A 20130-nucleotide genomic window follows, 5' to 3' on the forward strand; every position below is an offset into this window, starting at 1 on the left:
CTCTCTTCACCCGTAGGCTCACCACAGTTGGCACGTCCGCCACGCAACGCAAGGTGGGCGTGGTCCACCCGCAAACGGCATGATCCGTGGGAGTCCAGGCGACCATCCCCACGTCTCCCAAAGCCAGCGCTCCTCTTCGGCAAGTTGCCGCAAGGTAAGGTGACGCGAGCGCCCGCGATCGAAGGCTGTGGTCACCAAGGGGACAACTGGCCAGCGGAGACCCGACAGGGTCGGCGGAGCCAGAGCCATTACGAGGGGCCCTTCGAGATGCACGTTTCCGCCCTGAACCACCAAGGGCACAACACCGCTTTCGGTGCTTCTGCGGCGGTCGCCCCTCGCCCGCGGTACGATCACAACTTGGGCCTGCCTTGGGGTTTCCTCGTCACACGAAGGCGGCGGCTGCTGTTGGGACGCCGCCCACGCGGCGCCGACAACGACTTCCGCCCGATCCCGGTATGACTCCGGGATCTCCTCCCGAACATTGGTGAAGTGCCGAACCCCAGAAGCATCTCTCCACGCGTAAATCTCGGCATCGGCAACGGCACTCCAGAGAGCACTGACCAGCGCCAGAGCGGCAACCAACATCGGTGGTCGCATTGTAAGGGCAATCGCTTTCTGAGTGCAAGAGAGCTCTTTCGGTCGCACCGCTTCCCGCCCTCCCTCGGCTCCATGGTCATGGCCTGCCGTAGACGCAAGCACCCCAACGCTCTGCACCCTCCACTGCTCCCAAGATCGACTCACTCGACACCGCCCTCGCGCAAACTGCGACCACTCACAATGCGAGTCTTGACCTCAGCTGCGCCTCTGCTCGCAGCGTATGGCGACCGCCCATCGGTGTGAAGACCCGGCGCACGCGGTAGATCCATCAAAGAGTGCTTTTCAAGTGCCGCGCAATCGGTTAACCGGAACGATCATGGCAGACGGCTCTTTGGCTCCAGGTTTATTGTTGGCGATGCCACAGATGGCGGACCCCAACTTTGCGCGCACGGTGGTGCTGCTCTGTCGTCACGAAGGCGACGGCTCCATGGGGCTCGTCGTCAACCGACCCACGGAGACGGCGGTGGCAGAGGTGGTCCAATTTGATCCGCCCCTCAAGGTCGATCGCGCTGGGCTCAGGGTGTGGACTGGTGGGCCGGTCGAGCAACATCGTGCCTGGCTGTTGTTGGGCTTCGATCCTGGCAAGGACGAGGCAGTGAGCATTGCCCCGGGCCTTTACCTCTCGGCGTCGGCCCGCGTGCTCCGCGAGGTCATAGAGTGTGGCGACCCTGACCGGGTACGGGAAACCCGTTTCCTCGTGGGGTACGCAGGGTGGGCTGGGGGCCAGCTCGAATCGGAGCTGGCCGCCTCCGCGTGGCTCACAGCAGAGATCGACAAGGACCTCATTTTCAACACCGACGCCGAGGTCATGTGGGAGGCTGCAATTCGTAGCCTAGGGATCGACCCTTACGCGCTACAGCTCGGAACCGGCGTGCACTGAAGCGCCCTTCGTCAAAGAGGAGCGGAGTCCCACGATGGCGGCGGCGGACGGTCTTCTGCTGGGGAGACGAGCACTCATCCTCGGGGTCGCCAACGACCATAGTCTAGCCTGGGCGATTGCTCGCGAATTTCACCTCCAGGGCGCGGAGCTGGCGTTGACCTACGCTGGTGAGGTTTTCGAGCGGCGCGTTCGCCCACTGGCGGAAGAGCTCGGGGTGCATCTCGTCTATCCGTGCGACGTACAAGACGACGGGCAGGTCGCTGCACTGCGCCAAGCTCTAAGCAATCAGTGGCCGCAGATCGATATCATCGTGCACGCAATTGCCTTTGCCCTACGCGATGATCTCAAGGACGAATTCTCCAAGACCTCCAGGGAAGGGTTCCGCATTGCCTTGGAAGTGAGTGCGTATTCGTTCGTGCAACTTGCCCGGGCTTTCTCCGAACTCTTCCGGCCTGGGAGCTCACTCGTCACCCTGACCTACTTCGGTGCGGAGAAGGTCGTGCCAAACTACAACGTGATGGGGGTGGCCAAGGCGGCGCTCGAGGCCTGCGTTCGGTATCTCGCCGCGGAGCTCGGACCGCGTGGAGTGCGTGTGAACGCCGTGTCCGCAGGGCCGGTGCGCACGCTATCGGCTGCGGGAATCGCGGGCTTTCGCGACATGCTCCGCCATCACGCCGAGCGCGCTCCGCTACGACGGAACGTCACCGCCGAGGAAGTTGCCAAAGCCACACTGTTTCTCGCGAGCGACCTCGCCTCAGCGGTGACGGGCGAAGTCCTGCACGTGGACGCCGGCTACAACATTATCGGCTTTTGAGACCGTATGGATTCCCTCCACGAGCAAAGCAGTGAGCAGCGCGGGGACTCCATGGGATTTGGTGATGGCTCGTCCCTCCGCGCTAAAATAAATTACGCCCCTGCGTGAGAAACTCAGTCGACGGACCAGGCAGCGTTCGCGGTGAAACCGATCCTTTTCACCATTGGCAATTTTGCGGTGCCCAGCTTCTGGGTGATGGCCTTTCTCGGCTTCCTTGGCGGCTTTCTTGTAGTGCGCCAGGAAGCGCAACGACGAGGTTTCGGCACCGAGCTGGCCTATGACGTGTTGCTGTACGCATACGTCGGCGGCTGGGTTGGGGCTCGCCTCTTCCTCATCCCAACGGCATGGGAGCTCTTCCGAAACGATCCGATTGCGTTTCTTCTGAGCGGGAGTGGATGGGTGTGGTACGGCGGCGTTGCCGGGGGGACTCTGGGCGTTTGGCTGTTGGCTCGGCGCCAACAAATCCCTTTCATCGAACTCGCGGACATCTGTGCGCCCGCGCTGGCCCTCGGTCTTGCCATCGGACGGATCGGCTGTCAGCTCAGCGGCGACGGAGACTATGGCGTACCGACCTCCTTGCCGTGGGGAATGAGTTATCCGAACGGGGTCGTGCCTACGGCGGAGCGTGTTCACCCTGCCCCGCTCTACGAGATGATTGGCTCGCTCGCGATCTTCGCCTATTTGTGGCGCATTCGACACCACGCCCGACCAGGGGAGGTAGTCGGGCGGTATCTTTTGCTCGCCACGTCGCTGCGCTTTGCCATCGAGTTCGTCCGCCGCAACCCCGCATGGCTCTGGGGGCTCACCACGGCCCAAGTTTGGAGCATCGGCCTAGCCTGCGTGGGCCTGTACCTCCTTCGACGCGCTCGGCAGACCCACTACCCCACAGCGCAGCCTGCGGCTAGCAACCAAGCGCCCGCAGTTTAGGCTCGCTCCGCCATTTCACCATTCGCGGGGCTGGGCTAGCGACACGCAGGACGAAATTTGCTAGGCGGCCCACGGCATGCAACTGAACATTCGCTTGGACAAGGTCGAGGCCCGCGTTTTTGGTGTGCTTATCGAAAAAGCACTCACGACTCCCGAATATTACCCGCTCACCCTCGCGGCCGTAACCACGGCGGCGAATCAAAAAACGAACCGCGATCCGGTGATGAATCTCGAAGAACCGGAAGTGGCCGAATCCCTGGAATCCCTTGCGAAGAAATTCCTCGTGCGTCGCCTTTGGCCGTCGAATAGCCGCGTGGAGAAATACGCGCACAACGGAAAGGATGCACTTGGGCTCGAAGTCGAGCCCTTGGCGGTGCTCGCTGAGTTGCTTCTCCGTGGCGCCCAGACCCCCGGTGAGCTGAGGACGCACGTGAGCCGAATGGTGCCGGTTCCCTCGCTCGAAGCGTTGTATCAAATGATCCAGCCGCTTCTCGATCGCGGGCTTGCAACCCGATTGCCGCCAGCACCCGGATCGCGCGCGGAGCGATATGCGCAGGTATTGTGTCCCACGGAGGCAACGACTGCGGACACCTCGCCGCTTAGGGAAGCGCCTGACGAGCAAGAGATCCTGCGAGAGCGAGTAAAGGCGTTGGAATTGCGCTTAGCCCGTGCCGAGCGACAAATTCGTCGCTTGGCACACGTGGTCGGCATGTCGATGGAAGCGCTGGCGGAGGCCAGCCGCGACGAGGGGAGCGACCCAGAAGTCTGATGAGACTCACGCCTTTGCCCTTGTGCGGAGCGGCCAGGTGAAGGAACTGGAGAAGCTATGACACAACACCGAAACGAGGCTGACCGCGAGCGGCGCGCCCACGATTGGATTCGCGCCCTCAGTGAGATGCCGCATCGCATCGCTGGCTCGCTTTACGAACGGCAAAGCGCCGAGATGGTGGGCGACTGGCTCCGGGCTCTCGGCTTCGCCAACGTGCAAATTGTGCCGGTCCGCGGGGGCCCGCGCCCCGGCCTCGCCTTGGCCTTGCATGCAGCCGTGGGTTTGCTCGGTGTGGTGTGGGGCGGCTTGATTGGCCTTGTCTTGAGCGCGCTCGCTGCCTGGTCCTTTTACCGAGAACATGTCCAACGGCGACCGCTGCTCTCTCGCCTCTTGCGTGCTCCCGACTCTGTGGACGTTTTAGCGCGCCACGGCGCCCCCAATCCCTCGCTTCGAATCGTGCTCAGCGCGCACATCGACACGACTGAAGCCGGGTTTCTCTTCTCCCCCGTGCTGGCCAGCTGGTTTGCCGCATGGAATCGCCGCAACGACGAAACGACGCCACCGTCGCTCCCCCCTCTGGCACTCCCATTTTGGTTACTCATTGGAGGCGTGGCGGTCGCCACCGGCGAATGGATGGGCGCCCATGGATTCTTCTTCGCCACCTTGCGTCTGGGCATCATCTTCGGTCTTGCGCTCGCCACGGCGCTCGGCTTGCAGTGGGCCATGGCGCGCCCAACGCCCGGGGCAAACGACAACGCGTCGGCAGTGGCTGCCATGCTGCTGGCAGCGGAGCAGCTCAAGGATGTTCTTCCAGCGAGTGCTGAGCTCATGGTTGTCGGTACCGGAGCGGAGGAATGTGGCTGTGGGGGCATGGTGGAGCTTTTGGAAGGCCACCCACATTGGGATCGCGAACGAACCGTTTTCATCAACTTCGAGTGCGTGGGCGGAGGCGAACTCCGCTATGTGCTGAGCGAAGGATTGCTCGGCCGGACGTTTTATCCTCCCGAATTGTTGTGCGTGGCGCGGCGGGTGGCGGCTAGCGGGCGCTTCGGGCGAGTAACGCCCGTGCACTTACTAGCCGGCACCGACGGCAACGTCCCTGCGCGGCACAGCTTCCCCACACTGTCGCTAATCACCCTGGAAGAGAACGGTGTTCCGCGCAATTACCACCAACCGAACGACACTGTAGAGAGGATTGATCTGCCGACCGTCGTGCGGGCTGCGGACTTCGGCGTCGAGGTCATCCGTCAGCTCTTGAGCGCATCGTAGCTTGTCAGCCAACGTAACGCTCGAGTTCTGGATTCATGCGGGTGATTTCCGGAACGGCCAAAGGGCGCAAGCTAGTGGCACCCGCGGGCCGAAGAGTACGGCCCACGGCAGACAAGGTTAAAGGCGCCCTCTTCAACATGCTCGAGCACCGACTCCAGCTCGACGGGCTCCGCGTGCTTGATCTCTACGCCGGCAGCGGGGCCCTCGGAATCGAGGCGCTCAGTCGCGGGGCGAAAGAAGCCGTCTTTGTGGAAAGCGCGCCCCCGGCCGTTCGAGCAATCGAGACCAACCTCGAGCGGTGCAAGTTCCGCGACCGCGCCAAGATCCTAAAGTGCACCGTGGCGCAAGCCCTCGCCTCACTTGAGGCCCGTGCCGAGCAATTTGATGTCGTGTTCGCAGATCCGCCCTATGGCCAAGGCCAGGTGGCGTGGCTGCTACGCACGCTGGCGCACAGTACGCTCTTGCCAAACGAAGGCTGGATTGCCTTGGAGCATCATGTCGACGAGCCCCCACCCGATGAAATTCCGCTCATACGGTTGATTCAGCATAGGCGCTATGGAAAGACTGCGCTCGCTTTGTACTCGAAGACCATGACGGCTGCAGATCCCACACACGCAATCTTGAAGGCGGTTTACGCCGGTTCGTTTGATCCGATTACCAACGGACACATCGACATTGTCCGCCGCGCCGTGGAGATTTTCGATCAAGTCATCGTTGCGGTGGCTGGCGTAACGACCGACGCGAAAAAGGGCGGCGCGTTGTTCACCGCTGTAGAGCGCGTGGAGATGATCCGTGAGGCACTGGCTGACGTGCGCGACCGAGTGGTGGTCGACAGCTTTGGGGGCCTTTTGGTCGATTACTGCGACCAGGTAGGAGCGCGGGTCATCATCCGTGGACTGCGTGCGGTTTCGGACTTCGAGTACGAATTCCAGATGGCGATGATGAACCGCCATCTAAAGCCGCACATCCATACGTTGTTTCTCCCGACCAGCGAGGCCCACTCATACACGTCTTCGCGGCTGGTGAAAGAAGTGGCCGCACTCGGCGGGGACATTTCTGGGCAGGTTCCGGATGGCGTCCGCCGCCGCCTTCTCGAAAAGCTTCGCCCCTCGCGCTGAACCCGCACTTTAGCTAGACGGGCGCGAGTTTCGTCTTTGCGACTACGGGAGCATTGGATGCAACTGAGTGAGCGTGTGAAATGGATCAAACCCTCCGCAACCCTGGCGGTAACCGAGAAGGCCGCGTCCTTGCGGCGTCAGGGCGTTGAGGTCATCGACCTTGGTGCCGGCGAGCCTGATTTCGACACGCCCGAGCACATCAAGGAAGCGGCCCGCCGTGCGCTGGCGCGGGGTGAGACGAAGTACACACCGGTTGGCGGAACCGACGAGCTCAAGGCAGCGATCGTCGCCAAGCTCGCGCGGGACAATGGGGTCACCTACGCGAAAAACGAAGTGATGGCCAATTGCGGAGGCAAGCACGCGCTGTTCGTGTTGTTTCAGGCGCTATTCAACGAGGGTGACGAAGTTCTCGTTCCGGCGCCTTACTGGGTGAGCTATCCGGACATGCTGTTGCTGTCCGGGGCGCGGGCACGCATCGTTTTCCCATCACCTGGGCAAGACTTCAAACTTCGCCCGCAGGACCTGGAGACTGCACTGACCCCGCGCACAAAGGCGGTGATTCTCAACAGCCCCAGCAACCCGGCTGGGGTTGCCTACACGCCAGCAGAGTTGGCCGAACTTCTGGACGTCCTCGGCAAGCATGACTGTTGGATCATTTCCGACGATGTCTACGAAAAAATGGTTTACGGAGACTTCGTTCTCGGACAGGTCCTGCAGGTGCGGCCGGACCTCCGCCCTCGGACGATTCTCTGCAACTCCGTTTCCAAAACCTACGCGATGACCGGCTGGCGAATTGGCTACACCGCCGGACCGGCCGAGGTCATCAAGGCCATGACAACGATTCAGGGCCAGATGACTTCCAACCCCTCGTCGGTTGCGCAAGCGGCGGCGGCGGAAGCTCTAACGGGGGATCAAGAACCTGTGGCGCGCATGATGGCTGAGTTCGGTAAACGGCGCGAGTTCGTAGTCGAGCGCTTGCGGGCCATCCCCGGCATCGAGTGCAGCAAACCTCAGGGGGCGTTCTACGTCTTTCCCAATGTGTCCGCGTATCTCGGGAAGCCCAACGGTCCACAAACTGGCGACGAACTGGCAGCGTATCTGATTGAGAAAGTGCACGTCGCCGTGGTCGGCGGTACGGACTTTGGCTACCCGACACACATCCGTATCTCCTATGCCAACTCGATGGAAAATCTCAATCAGGCATTGGAGCGGATGGCCGCCGCACTTGCGGAATTGAGAGGGCGGTCCTAATCGCCCGCGCCGGGCTTCGTTCGACGCACTGCCGCCCTACCCTCGCACTAAGCCGTCGAGTACGTGCGCGCTGGCGCGCCTACCCGTGAGGCTGGACCCAAGCCCCAGTCGGGGGGCACGCACCCCGAACGACAGCGGCACAGGTGAGGTGGCCAGGCGAGCCGGCACCACCATCATGACTATAAGTTGGCGGGCTCAGCCGCGCGATCGGTCGGGCAACGCTCGTAGCTGTTGCCTTGAACACCGCATTCGCGGTCGCCACCTCGCGCTCTCCGCATCGTGCCTACGATGCGCGGTGCTCAGGACCAGCAGTGTAACTTTGCACGGTAAAGACGAACAACTTTGTCCCTGGCCAGTTCCAGGCATCGCCCGGCAGTCCTGCCTTATGGCAAAGCTGTTCTAGGAGTGTTTCTCGCTCCCACCCCTGTTCTACCGCTACCTTAGGCAGGAACACAGCCCGCTGGCCGTCATGGACGAGCGCCACGCCGTGCACACCGACGACAATGTCGTCCGGCGTGGTCACCTCCCGGAGCGGTGACAAGACCGAAATCTCGATTGTGAGTTCTTCCACCTCATCCTCGCTCAGGGGCGGAAAGCGATAGTCCTCAAAGGCCGCGGCAATAGCCATACGGGCGACCGCTCTGTGCAAGGGCGCGTCTTCAGTCAGGGTTCCCACGCAGCCCCGAAGCCGGCCGTGCCGATACAACGTGACAAACACACCCGCGCGCTGAGCGAGCGCTGGTGAAACTTCTTGCACACTCGGTGGAGGCAACCCTTTCACCTGGGCGTGGATTGCCTCTCGCGCAAGCGACATGAGAACAAGCCAGTCGTGTTCGGTTAACGCCATGCGGTCACCCGTGGTCACGGTCATCCTTCACCTACCCATTCAGCTCATTCCTAATCTCGGACATAGACCCTTGAGCCCGCACTGCTTGCGTGTTTGGGGGACTTTTGCCATAAGGCGCGAGTTTTCCGGCGTCACGCCTGCAAGGGTGGGTGTCGGTGCAAGAAGGGTGGTGGCTTACGTGCAGGCCCTCTTGCCAGGCACCCTTTGGCTTGAAACTCGACAAAAGAGAGGGTGAAACGCGCATGAGCAAAGCGACTATGGGTAGGATTCTCGGACTCTTGGCCGTGATCACGGGTTGGTTCGAGCCCGCTTTTGCAGCCGCTCCCCAGGCGCATGGAGAAATGCACTTAGTGTTGCCGGACTTCACGACGGTGCACTTCCTTGGCCTGAGCGGGCACGCCCTGCTGTCTTTCGGCTTGGGAATTTGCGCTCTCGGGTTTCTATTCGGTCTTGTCATTTACAGACAGCTCCAAAGCTTACCGGTGCACCGGGCCATGCGCGAGATTTCGGAGCTGATCTACGAAACCTGCAAGACATATCTGCTCACCCAGGGCAAGTTCATCTTGATTCTCGAGTTCTTCATCGCGGTCATCATGGCCGTGTACTTCTACCGGGCCTTCGAGGGCGATGTGGTGAAGGTCCTTATTGTCCTCATTTTCAGTCTGGTGGGTATTGCGGGTAGCTACGGCGTGGCGTGGTTTGGCATGCGGGTCAACAACTTTGCAAACTCGCGCGCCGCGTTCGCTGCCCTGAAAGGCAAGCCCTTTCCCACGTACGAAATTCCTCTCAAAGCAGGAATGAGCATCGGCATGGTGCTGATCTCCACGGAACTCCTCATCATGCTGATCATTCTCCTGTACATTCCGGCTAGCTTTGCAGGCCCCTGCTTTATCGGGTTTGCCATTGGAGAATCCCTCGGGGCGTCCGCGCTGCGCATCGCGGGCGGAATTTTCACGAAAATCGCGGACATTGGCTCCGACCTGATGAAGATAGTCTTCAACATCAAGGAAGACGATGCGCGCAACCCCGGCGTGATCGCGGACTGCACGGGGGATAACGCTGGCGACTCGGTTGGCCCCTCGGCCGATGGGTTCGAGACTTACGGCGTCACCGGCGTGGCACTGATCACGTTTGTGTTGCTCGTGCTGGGCCAAGATCCGCAGTTGCAAGTGACGTTGCTCGTGTGGCTGTTCGCCATGCGTATCATGATGATCGTTGCCTCCGGTGGCTCGTACTTGCTCAACGAGGCGATTCAACGTGCTCGCTACGGTGAGGCCGACCACATGAATTTCGAGAAGCCGCTCACGTTTCTCGTGTGGCTTACCTCGATTGTTTCGATCACGTTGACCTACGTGGTCTCCTACCTACTGATTGGCAACTTGGGTACGGGCAACCTGTGGTGGCAGCTTTCAACAATCATTAGCTGCGGAACGATTGCTGGCGCGCTGATTCCGGAAATCGTCAAGGTGTTCACGTCCACCGAGTCAGGACACGTCCGCGAGGTCGTCACTGCCTCGCGGGAAGGCGGGGCTTCGCTGAACATTCTGAGCGGTCTCACCGCCGGCAATTACTCCTCTTATTGGATGGGCGTTGCCTTCATTGTTCTTATGGGTCTCGCCTGGATTGTCAGCGGCGGCGACCTGCACGCGGCCATGCCGCAAGCGACCGCTGACATGACCGCGCCCGTTTTTGCCTTCGGGCTCGTTGCCTTTGGCTTCCTGGGCATGGGCCCGGTAACGATTGCGGTAGACAGCTACGGGCCCGTAACCGACAACGCGCAGTCGGTGTACGAGCTTTCGGTCATCGAGAACATTCCGAACGTGAAAGAGGAAATTCGGCGGGAATTCGGTTTCGTGCCCGCCTTCGACCGAGCGAAGCAATACCTCGAGGAAAACGACGGGGCCGGAAACACGTTTAAAGCCACCGCCAAGCCCGTGCTCATCGGCACGGCTGTGGTTGGCGCCACGACAATGATCTTTTCCATTGTGGTCGCGTTGACCAACGGGTTGCAACCTGAGCACCTAGGCAAGCTTTCGCTGCTGAACCCGCCATTCTTGCTGGGCCTCGTGGCCGGTGGCGCAATGATTTACTGGTTCACGGGCGCCACCACCCAGGCAGTGGTGACGGGCGCGTACCGTGCGGTCGAGTTCATCAAAGCGAACATCCGGCTGGAGGGCGTCGAGAAAGCATCGATTTCCGACTCGAAACGTGTGGTGGAAATCTGCACCCAGTACGCGCAGTCCGGAATGTTCAACATCTTCCTCGCTGTCTTCTTCTCCACCCTCGCCTTTGCGTGTTTGGATCCGTTCTTCTTCGTGGGCTATCTCGTGTCCATCGCGCTGTTTGGCTTGTTCCAAGCCATCTTCATGGCGAACGCCGGTGGGGCCTGGGACAACGCAAAGAAAGTGGTGGAGACCGAGCTCAAGGAAAAAGGCTCCGAGCTCCATGCCGCGACAGTGGTGGGTGATACCGTGGGCGATCCATTCAAGGACACCTCATCGGTTGCCATGAACCCGGTCATAAAGTTCACCACGTTGTTCGGTCTGCTGGCGGTGGAACTTGCCGTGACCCTGTCTTGGGGCCTCACCCGCTTTTTAGCTCTCGCGTTTTTTGCCGCCGCGGTGGCCTTCGTCTACCGGTCTTTCTACGGGATGCGAATCAAAAGTCAGGCGGCTTGATCGACGACTTGGCGCGTGCCCGGCGTCGCGCTTCGCAGCCCGGTGCCGGGCGTGTCTGCCAGTAAACGTGTGCTTAAGCGGCGGATGGCAAGCGTCGTCACCCTATGAGCTCGAGCACAGCGCTGCTCGCTGGAGCTGCGTTGCCTTTGGTTCGCTTCGGCTCCCGCTAGTCTGCGCCTCTCCCGTTTTCGACGAGCTCCAGCAAGCCTCGGATGGGGATTCCGGCATGGTCTGGCCGGAAGCGCAGCTCTTCTTCGAGGGCCAGTAAGCTGCGTTCGATTAAGCTCGCAGTGAGCAACCGCTCGAGGACGTCAGCACTGTCCGGCAGCACCTTGCTGCCACCCATGCCCTCCAAGTAGCTTCGCAGCAGCGCTGCCCCGACCCACCGCTCCCACAAGTGACCCCAGGGTTCGAGCACCGGGATGTCCTCCGGGCGAAACCAACCGGCTGCGGCTGGGCCATACAAGATCCGGTCCACAGCAAACTCGAGAGATCGCAACATACTCGCCATATCTCGCAGTGGGGTCCGCTTGATGCGCGTCTCTAGGGCAGAACGGGTGGGGTCGCCCGCAAAGCCGACGATGTAAACGTCCTTGCCTGTGTGCAGCACGCGGCCGAGATGGAGATCACCGTGCACGCGGATGCGCATCCCGGCGGTGCGTTCACCAATGGCGCGCTGAGCAATTTGAAGAACGGCCTCGCCCGCATAAAGCAAGTGTTGCGCGCTCTGGCGCACCGCTACCGGTAGCTCCTCCATCTTTTCCTGCAACAACACCGCGATGCGTCCCCAAAGGTTCCGCAACCCCTGATACAGGGAACGTTGATACAAGCTGGTCAGCGGCTCGGGCGCGAACTCGGGATCGTCTGCCAAGCTGGCGAGCGCTCGATGCAGCTCGGCCACCCGCGTGCCAAGGAGCCGAGCGGTCTGAAGATATGGACCGCATAACTCATTCACTAGTGGAGGCGTGCTCTGGGGCACGAGTTGGGTCCAACTTGCTGGCGGAATCTGCACCGGAGCGCGGCTGGCGTACTCCGCCAGAACTCGCTCGAAGTACTGCTTCAAGTGGTCGACCGTGTAACTCCACAGGTCTCCCTCATGTGGGATGTACTCGTGAGCGGCGCAGAGGGTGAGCGTTTGCGTGGCGTTCTGCCGATATTCCATAAACGCGGCGAGGGTTGGAACACGAAGCTTCTGCGCAACATCCAGCAGCTTTTGCCCGATTTCCACCTCGGGGTGCAGGCCTACAAACGGCTCACGGTAAAGCTTTACCCGCAAGCGGCCACCAGCGACGAAGCCGGGGTTCCACTGCGGTTGATGCACGGCCACGGGGAAGATCTGGCTACCCTCCGCAACTAGTTGCCGGAATGCCCGCGTGTGCAGCAGAAGAATCTGTCCCCGCTCTCCACGAATCGGCCGCCTGCGGGTCAGGGCTTCCACGAGGGCCAAACCAGCCGCTAGCTCGTCGGCGCACTCGACCAGTTCGCCGCTCACCGCGGCGCCCTGCTCCTCGCACCGCAAATGAGCAAGCACCCGCTCCGGAGGGTGTTTCACGGCCTCGGCTTCGCTTACAACGAAGCGCAGCACGAGCACGCACCATTCTTTTTCCGCAGCTCCCCGCTCGACCCTGACTAACACAAGCACGAGCGGTTGTTTTTCATCGGACAATTCGACCACGTCTTCGATCACGGCACGTAAGATTCGATCCGTTTTTCGTCGGAACCAGGATTGCAACGGAAGAAAGTCAACCACAGCCCGCTCGAGTTGCTGTCGCGCGAAGTCGCGAAACACGATCGTCCATGACCCTCGCACGGTGATTGTGGGAACGGCGCGCGCAACCGAGGCCGCTTCGATGGCCTGCTCCCGTTTTTCTAATGAGAACCAATAAAATGCGTGCGGCCCCAGTGTAATTCGGTACGGCCCCTCGTCGATGCGCGGAAAGCGCGTGCGACCAAACAGTTCGATCAGTTCGCGGTCGCGATACTCACCGAGGCTGAGTTCGACGGGCTGAACAAATCGCGACAAATTCGCAACGACCAAAATCTGCTCGCCTTCGTATTCCCGTACGAAGGCAACCACCTTGCGGTTGTCAGCCGGCAAAAAGCGGAGCGACCCCCGCCCAAAGGCGCGGTACCGTTTGCGCAGAGCTATCACCCGCTTCATCCACCAAAGTAACGAGTGGGGGTTGCTTTGCTGCGCCTCCACGTTCACGCTTTCGTAGTGGAATTCCGGGTCCACAATCACTGGCAGATGCAGCCGTTGCGGGTTGGCTCGTGAGAAACCCGCGTTGCGGTCGGCGCTCCACTGCATGGGCGTCCGCACGCCGTTGCGATCGCCGAGAAAGACATTGTCGCCCATCCCGATCTCGTCGCCGTAGTAAATCACCGGTGTGCCTGGCAGCGAAAACAAGAGCGCGTTCATGAGTTCGATGCGACGGCGGTCCTTGCCCAACAAAGGGGCGAGTCGCCGGCGGATGCCCAAGTTGATGCGCGCCTGCGCATCTTGGGCGTAAACGCGATACATGTAATCGCGTTCCTCATCCGTGACCATCTCCAGGGTTAGCTCATCATGGTTACGCAGGAACAGCGCCCACTGGCAGTTTTCGGGGATGGGTGGGGTTTGCTGCATGATATCGATGATGGGAAAGCGGTCCTCCATGTGCAGCGCCATGAACAAGCGCGGCATGATGGGAAAGTGAAAGGCCATATGGCACTCGTCGCCGTTCCCAAAATACGCTGCTGCATCCTCCGGCCACTGGTTGGCTTCAGCGAGCAGCATGCGATCGCGGTAGCGCGCGTCCACATGCGCCCGCAGCTCGCGTAAAAACTCATGTGTTTCCGGCAGGTTCTCGCAGATCGTGCCTTCCCGCTCGAACAGGTAAGGCACGGCATCGAGCCGCATCCCATCCACACCCAACCGCATCCAGAAGTCGACGGTCCGCAGCACGGCGCGCCGCACTTCTGGGTTGTCAAAGTTTAAGTCAGGTTGATGGGAATAAAACCGATGCCAATAGTACGCCTTCGCGACGGGATCCCAGCTCCAATTCGAACGTTCGAAGTCCTTAAAGATAATCCGCGCTTCGGCGTACCGTTCGGGCGTGTCGCTCCAGACGTAAAAGTTGCGGTAGCGGCTGCCCGGTGGGGACTTTCGGGCACGTTGAAACCACGGGTGTTGGTCGGAGGTATGGTTGATCACGAGCTCGGTAACGACACGCAATCCTCGTTGGTGCGCCGCTTTCAAAAATGCTTTGAAGTCTTCCAGGGTACCGAAGTCAGGGTGAACGTTCTGGTAGTCGGCGATGTCATAGCCGTCGTCGCGCATCGGCGAGGGATAAAACGGCAACAGCCAAAGCGCCGTAACGCCAAGGTCGGCCAAGTAGTCGAGGCGCTGAAGCAGGCCGCGAAAGTCGCCAATTCCGTCCGCGTTACTATCTTGGAACGAGCCAACCCGCAGCTCGTAAAGAATCGCATCCTTATACCACAACGAATCGCTCGCCAACATGCTGAGGCTTCGCTGGCAAAAGTATTTGCTCCAGGCAAGGGTGAGGCAAGCGGTTGCGGCGCTGGCGGAGCACACATAAGTTGCTAGCGATGCGCGAGGTTCCGTTTGCGCCCATCGACACCCTAGAAGGAACAGAGGAGTTTCCAAGGTTTTGGACCAAGGAAACACTTCACCAAGTCGTCGAGCGAGTTCTCCAAGGGTATAAACTGATCGTCGTTTCCAACCGTGAGCCGTACGTGCATCGCCTCGAAGCCGGTCGAGTGGTATGCGAGCGGCCGGTCAGCGGCCTCGTAACCGCTCTAGAGCCGGTCATGCGGGCGTGTGGGGGCACTTGGATCGCGCATGGAAGCGGCAACGCCGACCGCGAAGTTGCCGACGAGCACGGTCGCGTGCCCGTGCCACCTGAAGCACCAAGCTACACCCTGCGGCGAGTTTGGCTCAGCAAGGAAGACGAGCAAGATTATTATTACGGCTTTGCCAATCAGGCGCTCTGGCCGCTTTGCCACATCGTTTTCCAGCGCCCGCTGTTTCGTACCGAGCACTGGAATGCCTACCGCCGCGTAAACCGGCAGTTCGCGGAGATCATCCTCGAAGAGGCCCGCGATGCCGCTAGCATCGTTCTCATTCAAGACTATCACTTCGCCTTGCTTCCCCGAATGTTACGTGAAGCGGATTCCAAGCTGTTGATTGCTCAATTCTGGCACATTCCATGGCCAAATCCGGAAGCATTCCGAATTTGCCCCTGGAGCGAGGAAATCCTCGACGGGCTGCTTGGGAACGATCTCCTCGGATTCCACATCCGATATCATTGCCAGAATTTTCTCGAGACCGTAGCTGCGACCTTGGAGGCTCGCGTCGACGACGAACAGTCGCGCATCTCGCGCCGCGGGCAAACAACCTTTGTCCGTCCGTTCCCCATCAGCCTCGACATCGATGCCATGAGCGAAGAGGCACGCTCGCCTGTGCTTGCGGAGCGCACGGAGTCGCTCCGCAAGGAGCTCGGGCTGCAGGATCAGCGAGTGATTCTCGGGGTCGACCGCATCGACTACACAAAGGGCATTCCCGAGCGACTTCGTGCGTTCGACCAGCTCTTGCAAAAGCATCCCGAATATCGCGGGCACGTCACCTTCGTGCAAATCGGGGCACCGAGCCGCAGCCACATTCCCACGTACAAGGCGCTTGCGGCGGAGCTCGATTCGCTGGTCGCCGACATCAATTGGAAGTATGCAAGCGGCCGCTGGACTCCGGTGGTTTACCTAGACGTTGCCCATTCTGCGGAAGAAGTCCTCGCGTTTTATCGACTGGCCGACGTCTGCGTAGTCAGCGCGCTGCACGATGGGATGAACCTCGTGGCCAAAGAGTATGTGGCGGCGCGTCCTGATCTGGACGGCGTTCTTGTGTTGAGCCGCTTTACTGGGGTGGCGCGCGAACTCGAGGAAGCGATTCAAGTCAATCCGTACGCGGTCGACGAACTCGCTGACGCTCTTCACTTGGCACTCAACATGGACCCGAACGAACGACGCGCTCGTATGGCCGCGTTACGCGATACCGTGGCGCGCAACAGCATTTATCGTTGGGCCGGCAAGATCGTGAGCGCCATGGGGCGGATTGCCGCGCGGCGCCGTTTCGAAGGGACGCTGTGAGCGAGCTCTTGGCCGGGCAACCGCGTGAGCAACTGCTCACCCATCTCGCCGAGGCCCGCGGCTTGTTTTGCTTTGTCGATTACGACGGCACGCTGGCCCCAATTGCACCGCGGCCCGAACTTGCGTTGCCAGAAGCGGGCGCCACGCAGGTCGTGCAAGCTCTCGCTGCCCTCCCTAAGGTGCACCTGGCCATTGTCAGCGGCCGCCGAGCCGACGAGGTGCGACAACTTCTGCCAGCGTCAGGGGCCTACTACGTCGGTGTGCACGGCGCTGAGGTCGTCGACCCAACAGGAGAAAAGCTGTTCTTGGAGGAGCCGAGCCAAATCCAGCATTGGCTCGAGCGTGCGCGCGAACTTCTCGAGCCTGCCATCAAGAATTCCGAAGGCGTTTGGATCGAAGATAAGATATTCGCCCTGGCCTGCCATACACGCCTTGCTTCGGAGAACTCTCGACACCGCGCTGAGCGGGCAGTGCGCTCCGTCTACGAGCGGCTTCGACTCGAGGGTGCTCCCTTGCAGCTTGTCGAAGGCAAGCGTGTGTTGGAGTTCCGTTCCAAACACGTAAACAAAGGACGCGCCGTGCTGTGGTTGTGGCAGTCGCGCGCGCCCGACTTCGTGCCGCTCTATGCTGGGGACGACGCGACCGATGAGGACGCGTTCAGTGCACTTGCAGGGCAAGGTGTGACCATTCGTGTCGGTGCGGAATCCGTTGTCACCCGAGCGCACTATCGGATCGCAACACCAAAGGACCTCGTCGCCTTCCTGCGGGATCTCTGGTTCGCTCGAAAAGCCCGCCCTTCGAGCTGATGGGCTCCGGCAAATCGGAGAGGTCGCGCTGCCCGAGCAAGATGCTCAAGGCAACAGGGCAGCTCGCGCATAAATCGCCAGGCTCAGCAGCACGAACAGCGCCAACAATAACTTCGTTATCGCGCGGATCCACTGCATAGGCGTGAAGGTTGGGTCGACGTCGTTCCGCAGGAAGGCAAAGGCGACAACCGACTGCGCGCACCCGATGTGGGTCCAGCATCCGCCGAGGGCGTACCCAGCAATTTGTGCCATGGCGAAGAAGCGAACCAGTTGAACCTCGAGTTGGTGCAGCGCGTGGGCAGCAAAATCGGCAACCACGTTGTTGTCGAGCAGCGCGGAAAGGACGGTAGCCGCGAAAAACTGGATCCAGGCGACGTGCGCCTCGCCCAGGGTGGCGATGCCGTGGCGGAGCAGCGCTTCTAGGTGCTCAAAGAACCCCGCGGCTTGCATGAGAGTGATCGAAAAGAAGAGCGGCAGCAGGAACAGATATTCACGGTATTCATGCCACGCCTCCCTGAGAGCCAGCCGGCGCATCCGCGGCAGGTGCCAGATCCCGGCAATCGCGACTGCAAATCCCGCGAAGGAGGCATAAAACAGCCGGAACTGGTGGTTCAGCGCATGCGCGACAAGCAAGGCTACAAACGGGACAAAGGCCAACATGCCGATCCTTTGGGTGTGCACCCGACGTCGTCTTGTCTTCATCAGCAGTTGGCGCACCGGGATTTCGGCCTCGCGGGCGGCTGCTCGGTCACCGGCCGCGGCATGACGGTAGTGGTCGTCAAGGGCTCGGGCCAATTCTTCCTCGAGAAAGGCTCCCAACAACCGGTGCCGCACTTCCTCCGGGACCTTTTCGACCACGAGCGCCAGACCCAAGGGGACACCGTGCTGCAGCCGTTTGACGACCGCCTCGAAGCGATCGCCCAACTCATCAGCATGCGCTTCAACGAGTTCGATCGGCGTGAGCACCTCTCCGTGTCGTTCCGCTTGCAGAAACCGGACGTCAGCAGCGTGGCGATCCAGTAGGTCGAGTTCGCGCCACGCCACCCGCTTCCCGCGCAGGCGAGAGCGTAGACTCCCTGCCACGATCAGATAGCTGGCTAGCGCCAGAGGGGCGCAGTACTGCAAGAAAAACGCATCGTTCAGGCGGGGATGGAGATTTGCCCGCATGATCAAGTTCGGGGGCTCTCCATAGGCTAGCCACATGCCGCACACAGTGGTGATCACGGTGGACACCATCACCGCGTAGCGAACGTCCTTCAAATCGGCGTCCGCAAGAAACAAGATGATCACAAGCACCCGCAACGTCAGTCCGATCATCGACACGCCGTCGAGAATACCGGAAGCGAGAGCGACCAGTGCCGTGATCGAAATCACCGTCGGTACGACAGCACCGCGATTCCAGCGGAGCAGGCGAAAACTAATGCTCTCGAGAAGTCGCGTTTGCGAAATCACGGCGACAAAGAAGGTGAGCCCGAGAAGAAACAGCATGGTATCGACGTGGACAAGGTGGTCGAGTGCCTCAAGGGTGCTCAAGTGCGCCACGACCTCCCGGAACAGGTGGCTCCAACCCTCGCGCTGCACCACTTCGCGCAACTCGGAGTCGTGCCACCAAACACCCCAGAAAGTGGCGGAGATCACCAAGGCGGCGCCATAAGTGAGGGCGTTTTTGTCGAGGCGGTAGCGGATCGAACCGAACACAAAGAGGGCGAGGACCGTGGCCAGCATTTCCACACCGAGCAGCCAAACCGGCAGTGGCGTGATGTGTCCGACAACCCCCACGCCGGCAGCAACGGTGGCAGAGCCAAACAGAAACCAGTGTGGGGAGAGCTCGATCAAATCTGGCGACTGAGGGGCATGCTCGCTCATCGCTTCGTGTCCGCAAACAGTGAGGCAGCGTTTTACCAAGGGGCCGAAGGGGAAGCTACTAGAGGTCACGGCCGCCGGCTGGTGGGCTAGCTACCTCGGCACCTTCTGCAAACTAGTGGTGAAACGATGCCCCTTGATTCGAGGGATGCGTCGGCACCCAAATAGAGGGGCGAATCCTTGTCTCCGGCCGGAACGTAGGGGCGACGTATGCGGCGCCCCTACGGGGTCTCAAAGCCCTCTCGGGGAATGAGTACCTTCGGGCAACAGAAGGATAAACCTCCACCCAGGGCGGAGAACCAGAGCCTAACCAGTTCCATTCTCGCCTGGGCGCCGTGCTTTCGCTCAGTGGTTGGTTCTACCCTACCCCCCGAGAGACCGCACAAAACCTCAGGTGGGAGGGGACCACAAACCTCGATCCCGGGGGCCTGAGCGGCCCCGCCCTCAGGGGGTGCCCGCGCTGCGGGCTCGCCATGACCCATAGGCAGGGCACCGCGTGCCTAATTCTGACTGTCAATCCTCGCTCCCCAAACGACCAGGATGCGGGATAACAAGTTCCAATTTATACCCGAAACCTCCTCCCCGACCGGGCCCCCAGGTGAGGGGCCGGTAAAGCGCAGCCGCCGCCTCCCAGAGAGGCACAGGGACCCGGATGACTCTCGCCACCCACCTGGATCTTAGGCTCAAACCCAGATCCCGTCGGTGCTTCTCCCTCCACACCGGACCTCGGGCCGCCCTTGCTAGCAACATGGGGGGGCGACTGGCCCTACGGAACCATGCCGGACGCTGGCGGTACCCCGCAATTCTCCTGCGGCCTCGGCTCCGGACTGGCTCCGGAGTCGGCGGTCCCAACAGCAGGTGCCGGGCCGGCCGGACCGGCGGGGGCAATCTCTCGTCAGAGCTCGACCCCGCAATCGGGGCCGTCTTTCGGGTCGGACCTTGGGCCGAGAGTGCGAAACCCCTCTCGCACCACCTGTGCCGCTAACCGCCACATTCTAGCTGATGTTTCCAGTCTGCAACGGCAAGGTGGACCCTCATCCGCCAACCTCTCCTTTCGGGTGCCCCACAAAGACCACGGTGTTGCATGATCCGGCGCTCTTTCTCCGACCCTTCAGGAGCGAACCCGTGCCCTTGGCCGTGTAGGGGCGACGCATGCGTCGCCCCTACGG

Annotated in this window: 14 protein-coding genes and 1 pseudogene; 11 read left to right on the forward strand and 4 right to left on the reverse strand. The window is 61.0% G+C overall.

All coding sequences use genetic code 11. The features are described from left to right. Window positions 1-18: 18 nt before the first annotated feature. Window positions 19-585 (reverse strand): DUF4124 domain-containing protein, encoded by a 567-nt coding sequence (locus N3C12_15720; GenBank protein MCX8073868.1) that lies wholly within the window; start codon window positions 583-585, stop codon window positions 19-21. Window positions 586-913: 328 nt separating this feature from the next. On the opposite strand from N3C12_15720, the gene N3C12_15725 reads away from it, so the two are divergent. From N3C12_15725 to N3C12_15760, 8 genes and pseudogenes are all read left to right on the forward strand, one after another. Further along, entirely contained in the window at window positions 914-1477 is a 564-nt protein-coding gene (locus tag N3C12_15725) for a YqgE/AlgH family protein (protein ID MCX8073869.1), read from the forward strand. Between the two features lie 34 nt (window positions 1478-1511). Beyond that, the gene (locus tag N3C12_15730) at window positions 1512-2291 is read left to right on the forward strand and encodes an enoyl-ACP reductase (protein ID MCX8073870.1); all 780 of its coding nucleotides are present in this window, start codon (window positions 1512-1514) and stop codon (window positions 2289-2291) included. Window positions 2292-2432: 141 nt separating this feature from the next. Continuing rightward, the gene (locus tag N3C12_15735; protein ID MCX8073871.1) at window positions 2433-3218 is read left to right on the forward strand and encodes a prolipoprotein diacylglyceryl transferase; all 786 of its coding nucleotides are present in this window, start codon (window positions 2433-2435) and stop codon (window positions 3216-3218) included. Between the two features lie 76 nt (window positions 3219-3294). Continuing rightward, window positions 3295-3987: a YceH family protein gene (locus N3C12_15740; protein ID MCX8073872.1), complete on the forward strand. Its 693-nt coding sequence runs from the start codon at window positions 3295-3297 to the stop codon at window positions 3985-3987. 57 nt (window positions 3988-4044) lie between these two features. Then, window positions 4045-5256: a M20/M25/M40 family metallo-hydrolase gene (locus N3C12_15745; protein MCX8073873.1), complete on the forward strand. Its 1212-nt coding sequence runs from the start codon at window positions 4045-4047 to the stop codon at window positions 5254-5256. Window positions 5257-5291: 35 nt separating this feature from the next. Beyond that, window positions 5292-5828, forward strand: a pseudogene (gene rsmD / locus N3C12_15750) (16S rRNA (guanine(966)-N(2))-methyltransferase RsmD). Window positions 5829-5846: 18 nt separating this feature from the next. Continuing rightward, window positions 5847-6374 (forward strand): pantetheine-phosphate adenylyltransferase, encoded by a 528-nt coding sequence (coaD, locus tag N3C12_15755; GenBank protein ID MCX8073874.1) that lies wholly within the window; start codon window positions 5847-5849, stop codon window positions 6372-6374. Window positions 6375-6431: 57 nt separating this feature from the next. Further along, window positions 6432-7625, forward strand: coding sequence for a pyridoxal phosphate-dependent aminotransferase (locus tag N3C12_15760; protein ID MCX8073875.1), 1194 nt, complete (start codon window positions 6432-6434; stop codon window positions 7623-7625). Window positions 7626-7908: 283 nt separating this feature from the next. On the opposite strand, the gene amrA is transcribed toward N3C12_15760, so the two are convergent. Then, window positions 7909-8496, reverse strand: a complete 588-nt coding sequence (gene amrA, locus N3C12_15765) for an AmmeMemoRadiSam system protein A (GenBank protein MCX8073876.1) — start codon at window positions 8494-8496, stop codon at window positions 7909-7911. Window positions 8497-8714: 218 nt separating this feature from the next. On the opposite strand from amrA, the gene N3C12_15770 reads away from it, so the two are divergent. Continuing rightward, window positions 8715-11150, forward strand: coding sequence for a sodium-translocating pyrophosphatase (locus N3C12_15770; protein ID MCX8073877.1), 2436 nt, complete (start codon window positions 8715-8717; stop codon window positions 11148-11150). 166 nt (window positions 11151-11316) lie between these two features. Here N3C12_15770 and treS read toward each other — a convergent pair whose 3' ends face one another. Then, window positions 11317-14649, reverse strand: coding sequence for a maltose alpha-D-glucosyltransferase (treS, locus tag N3C12_15775; protein ID MCX8073878.1), 3333 nt, complete (start codon window positions 14647-14649; stop codon window positions 11317-11319). An 89-nt stretch (window positions 14650-14738) separates the two neighbouring features. Between treS and N3C12_15780 the strand changes: the two genes are divergently transcribed. Together N3C12_15780 and otsB are read left to right on the forward strand one after the other, a co-directional pair. After that, complete coding sequence (locus N3C12_15780; protein ID MCX8073879.1) at window positions 14739-16292, forward strand: trehalose-6-phosphate synthase; 1554 nt, start codon at window positions 14739-14741, stop codon at window positions 16290-16292. Further along, the gene (otsB, locus tag N3C12_15785) at window positions 16289-17098 is read left to right on the forward strand and encodes a trehalose-phosphatase (GenBank protein MCX8073880.1); all 810 of its coding nucleotides are present in this window, start codon (window positions 16289-16291) and stop codon (window positions 17096-17098) included. The genes N3C12_15780 and otsB overlap by 4 nt, the downstream gene beginning before the upstream one ends. 45 nt (window positions 17099-17143) lie before the next feature. Here otsB and N3C12_15790 read toward each other — a convergent pair whose 3' ends face one another. Then, complete coding sequence (locus N3C12_15790; protein MCX8073881.1) at window positions 17144-18964, reverse strand: hypothetical protein; 1821 nt, start codon at window positions 18962-18964, stop codon at window positions 17144-17146. Between the last annotated feature and the right edge of the window lie 1166 nt (window positions 18965-20130).

It is taken from the genome of Candidatus Binatia bacterium, from assembly GCA_026415395.1.
Classification (GTDB): domain Bacteria; phylum Desulfobacterota; class Binatia; order HRBIN30; family HRBIN30; genus HRBIN30.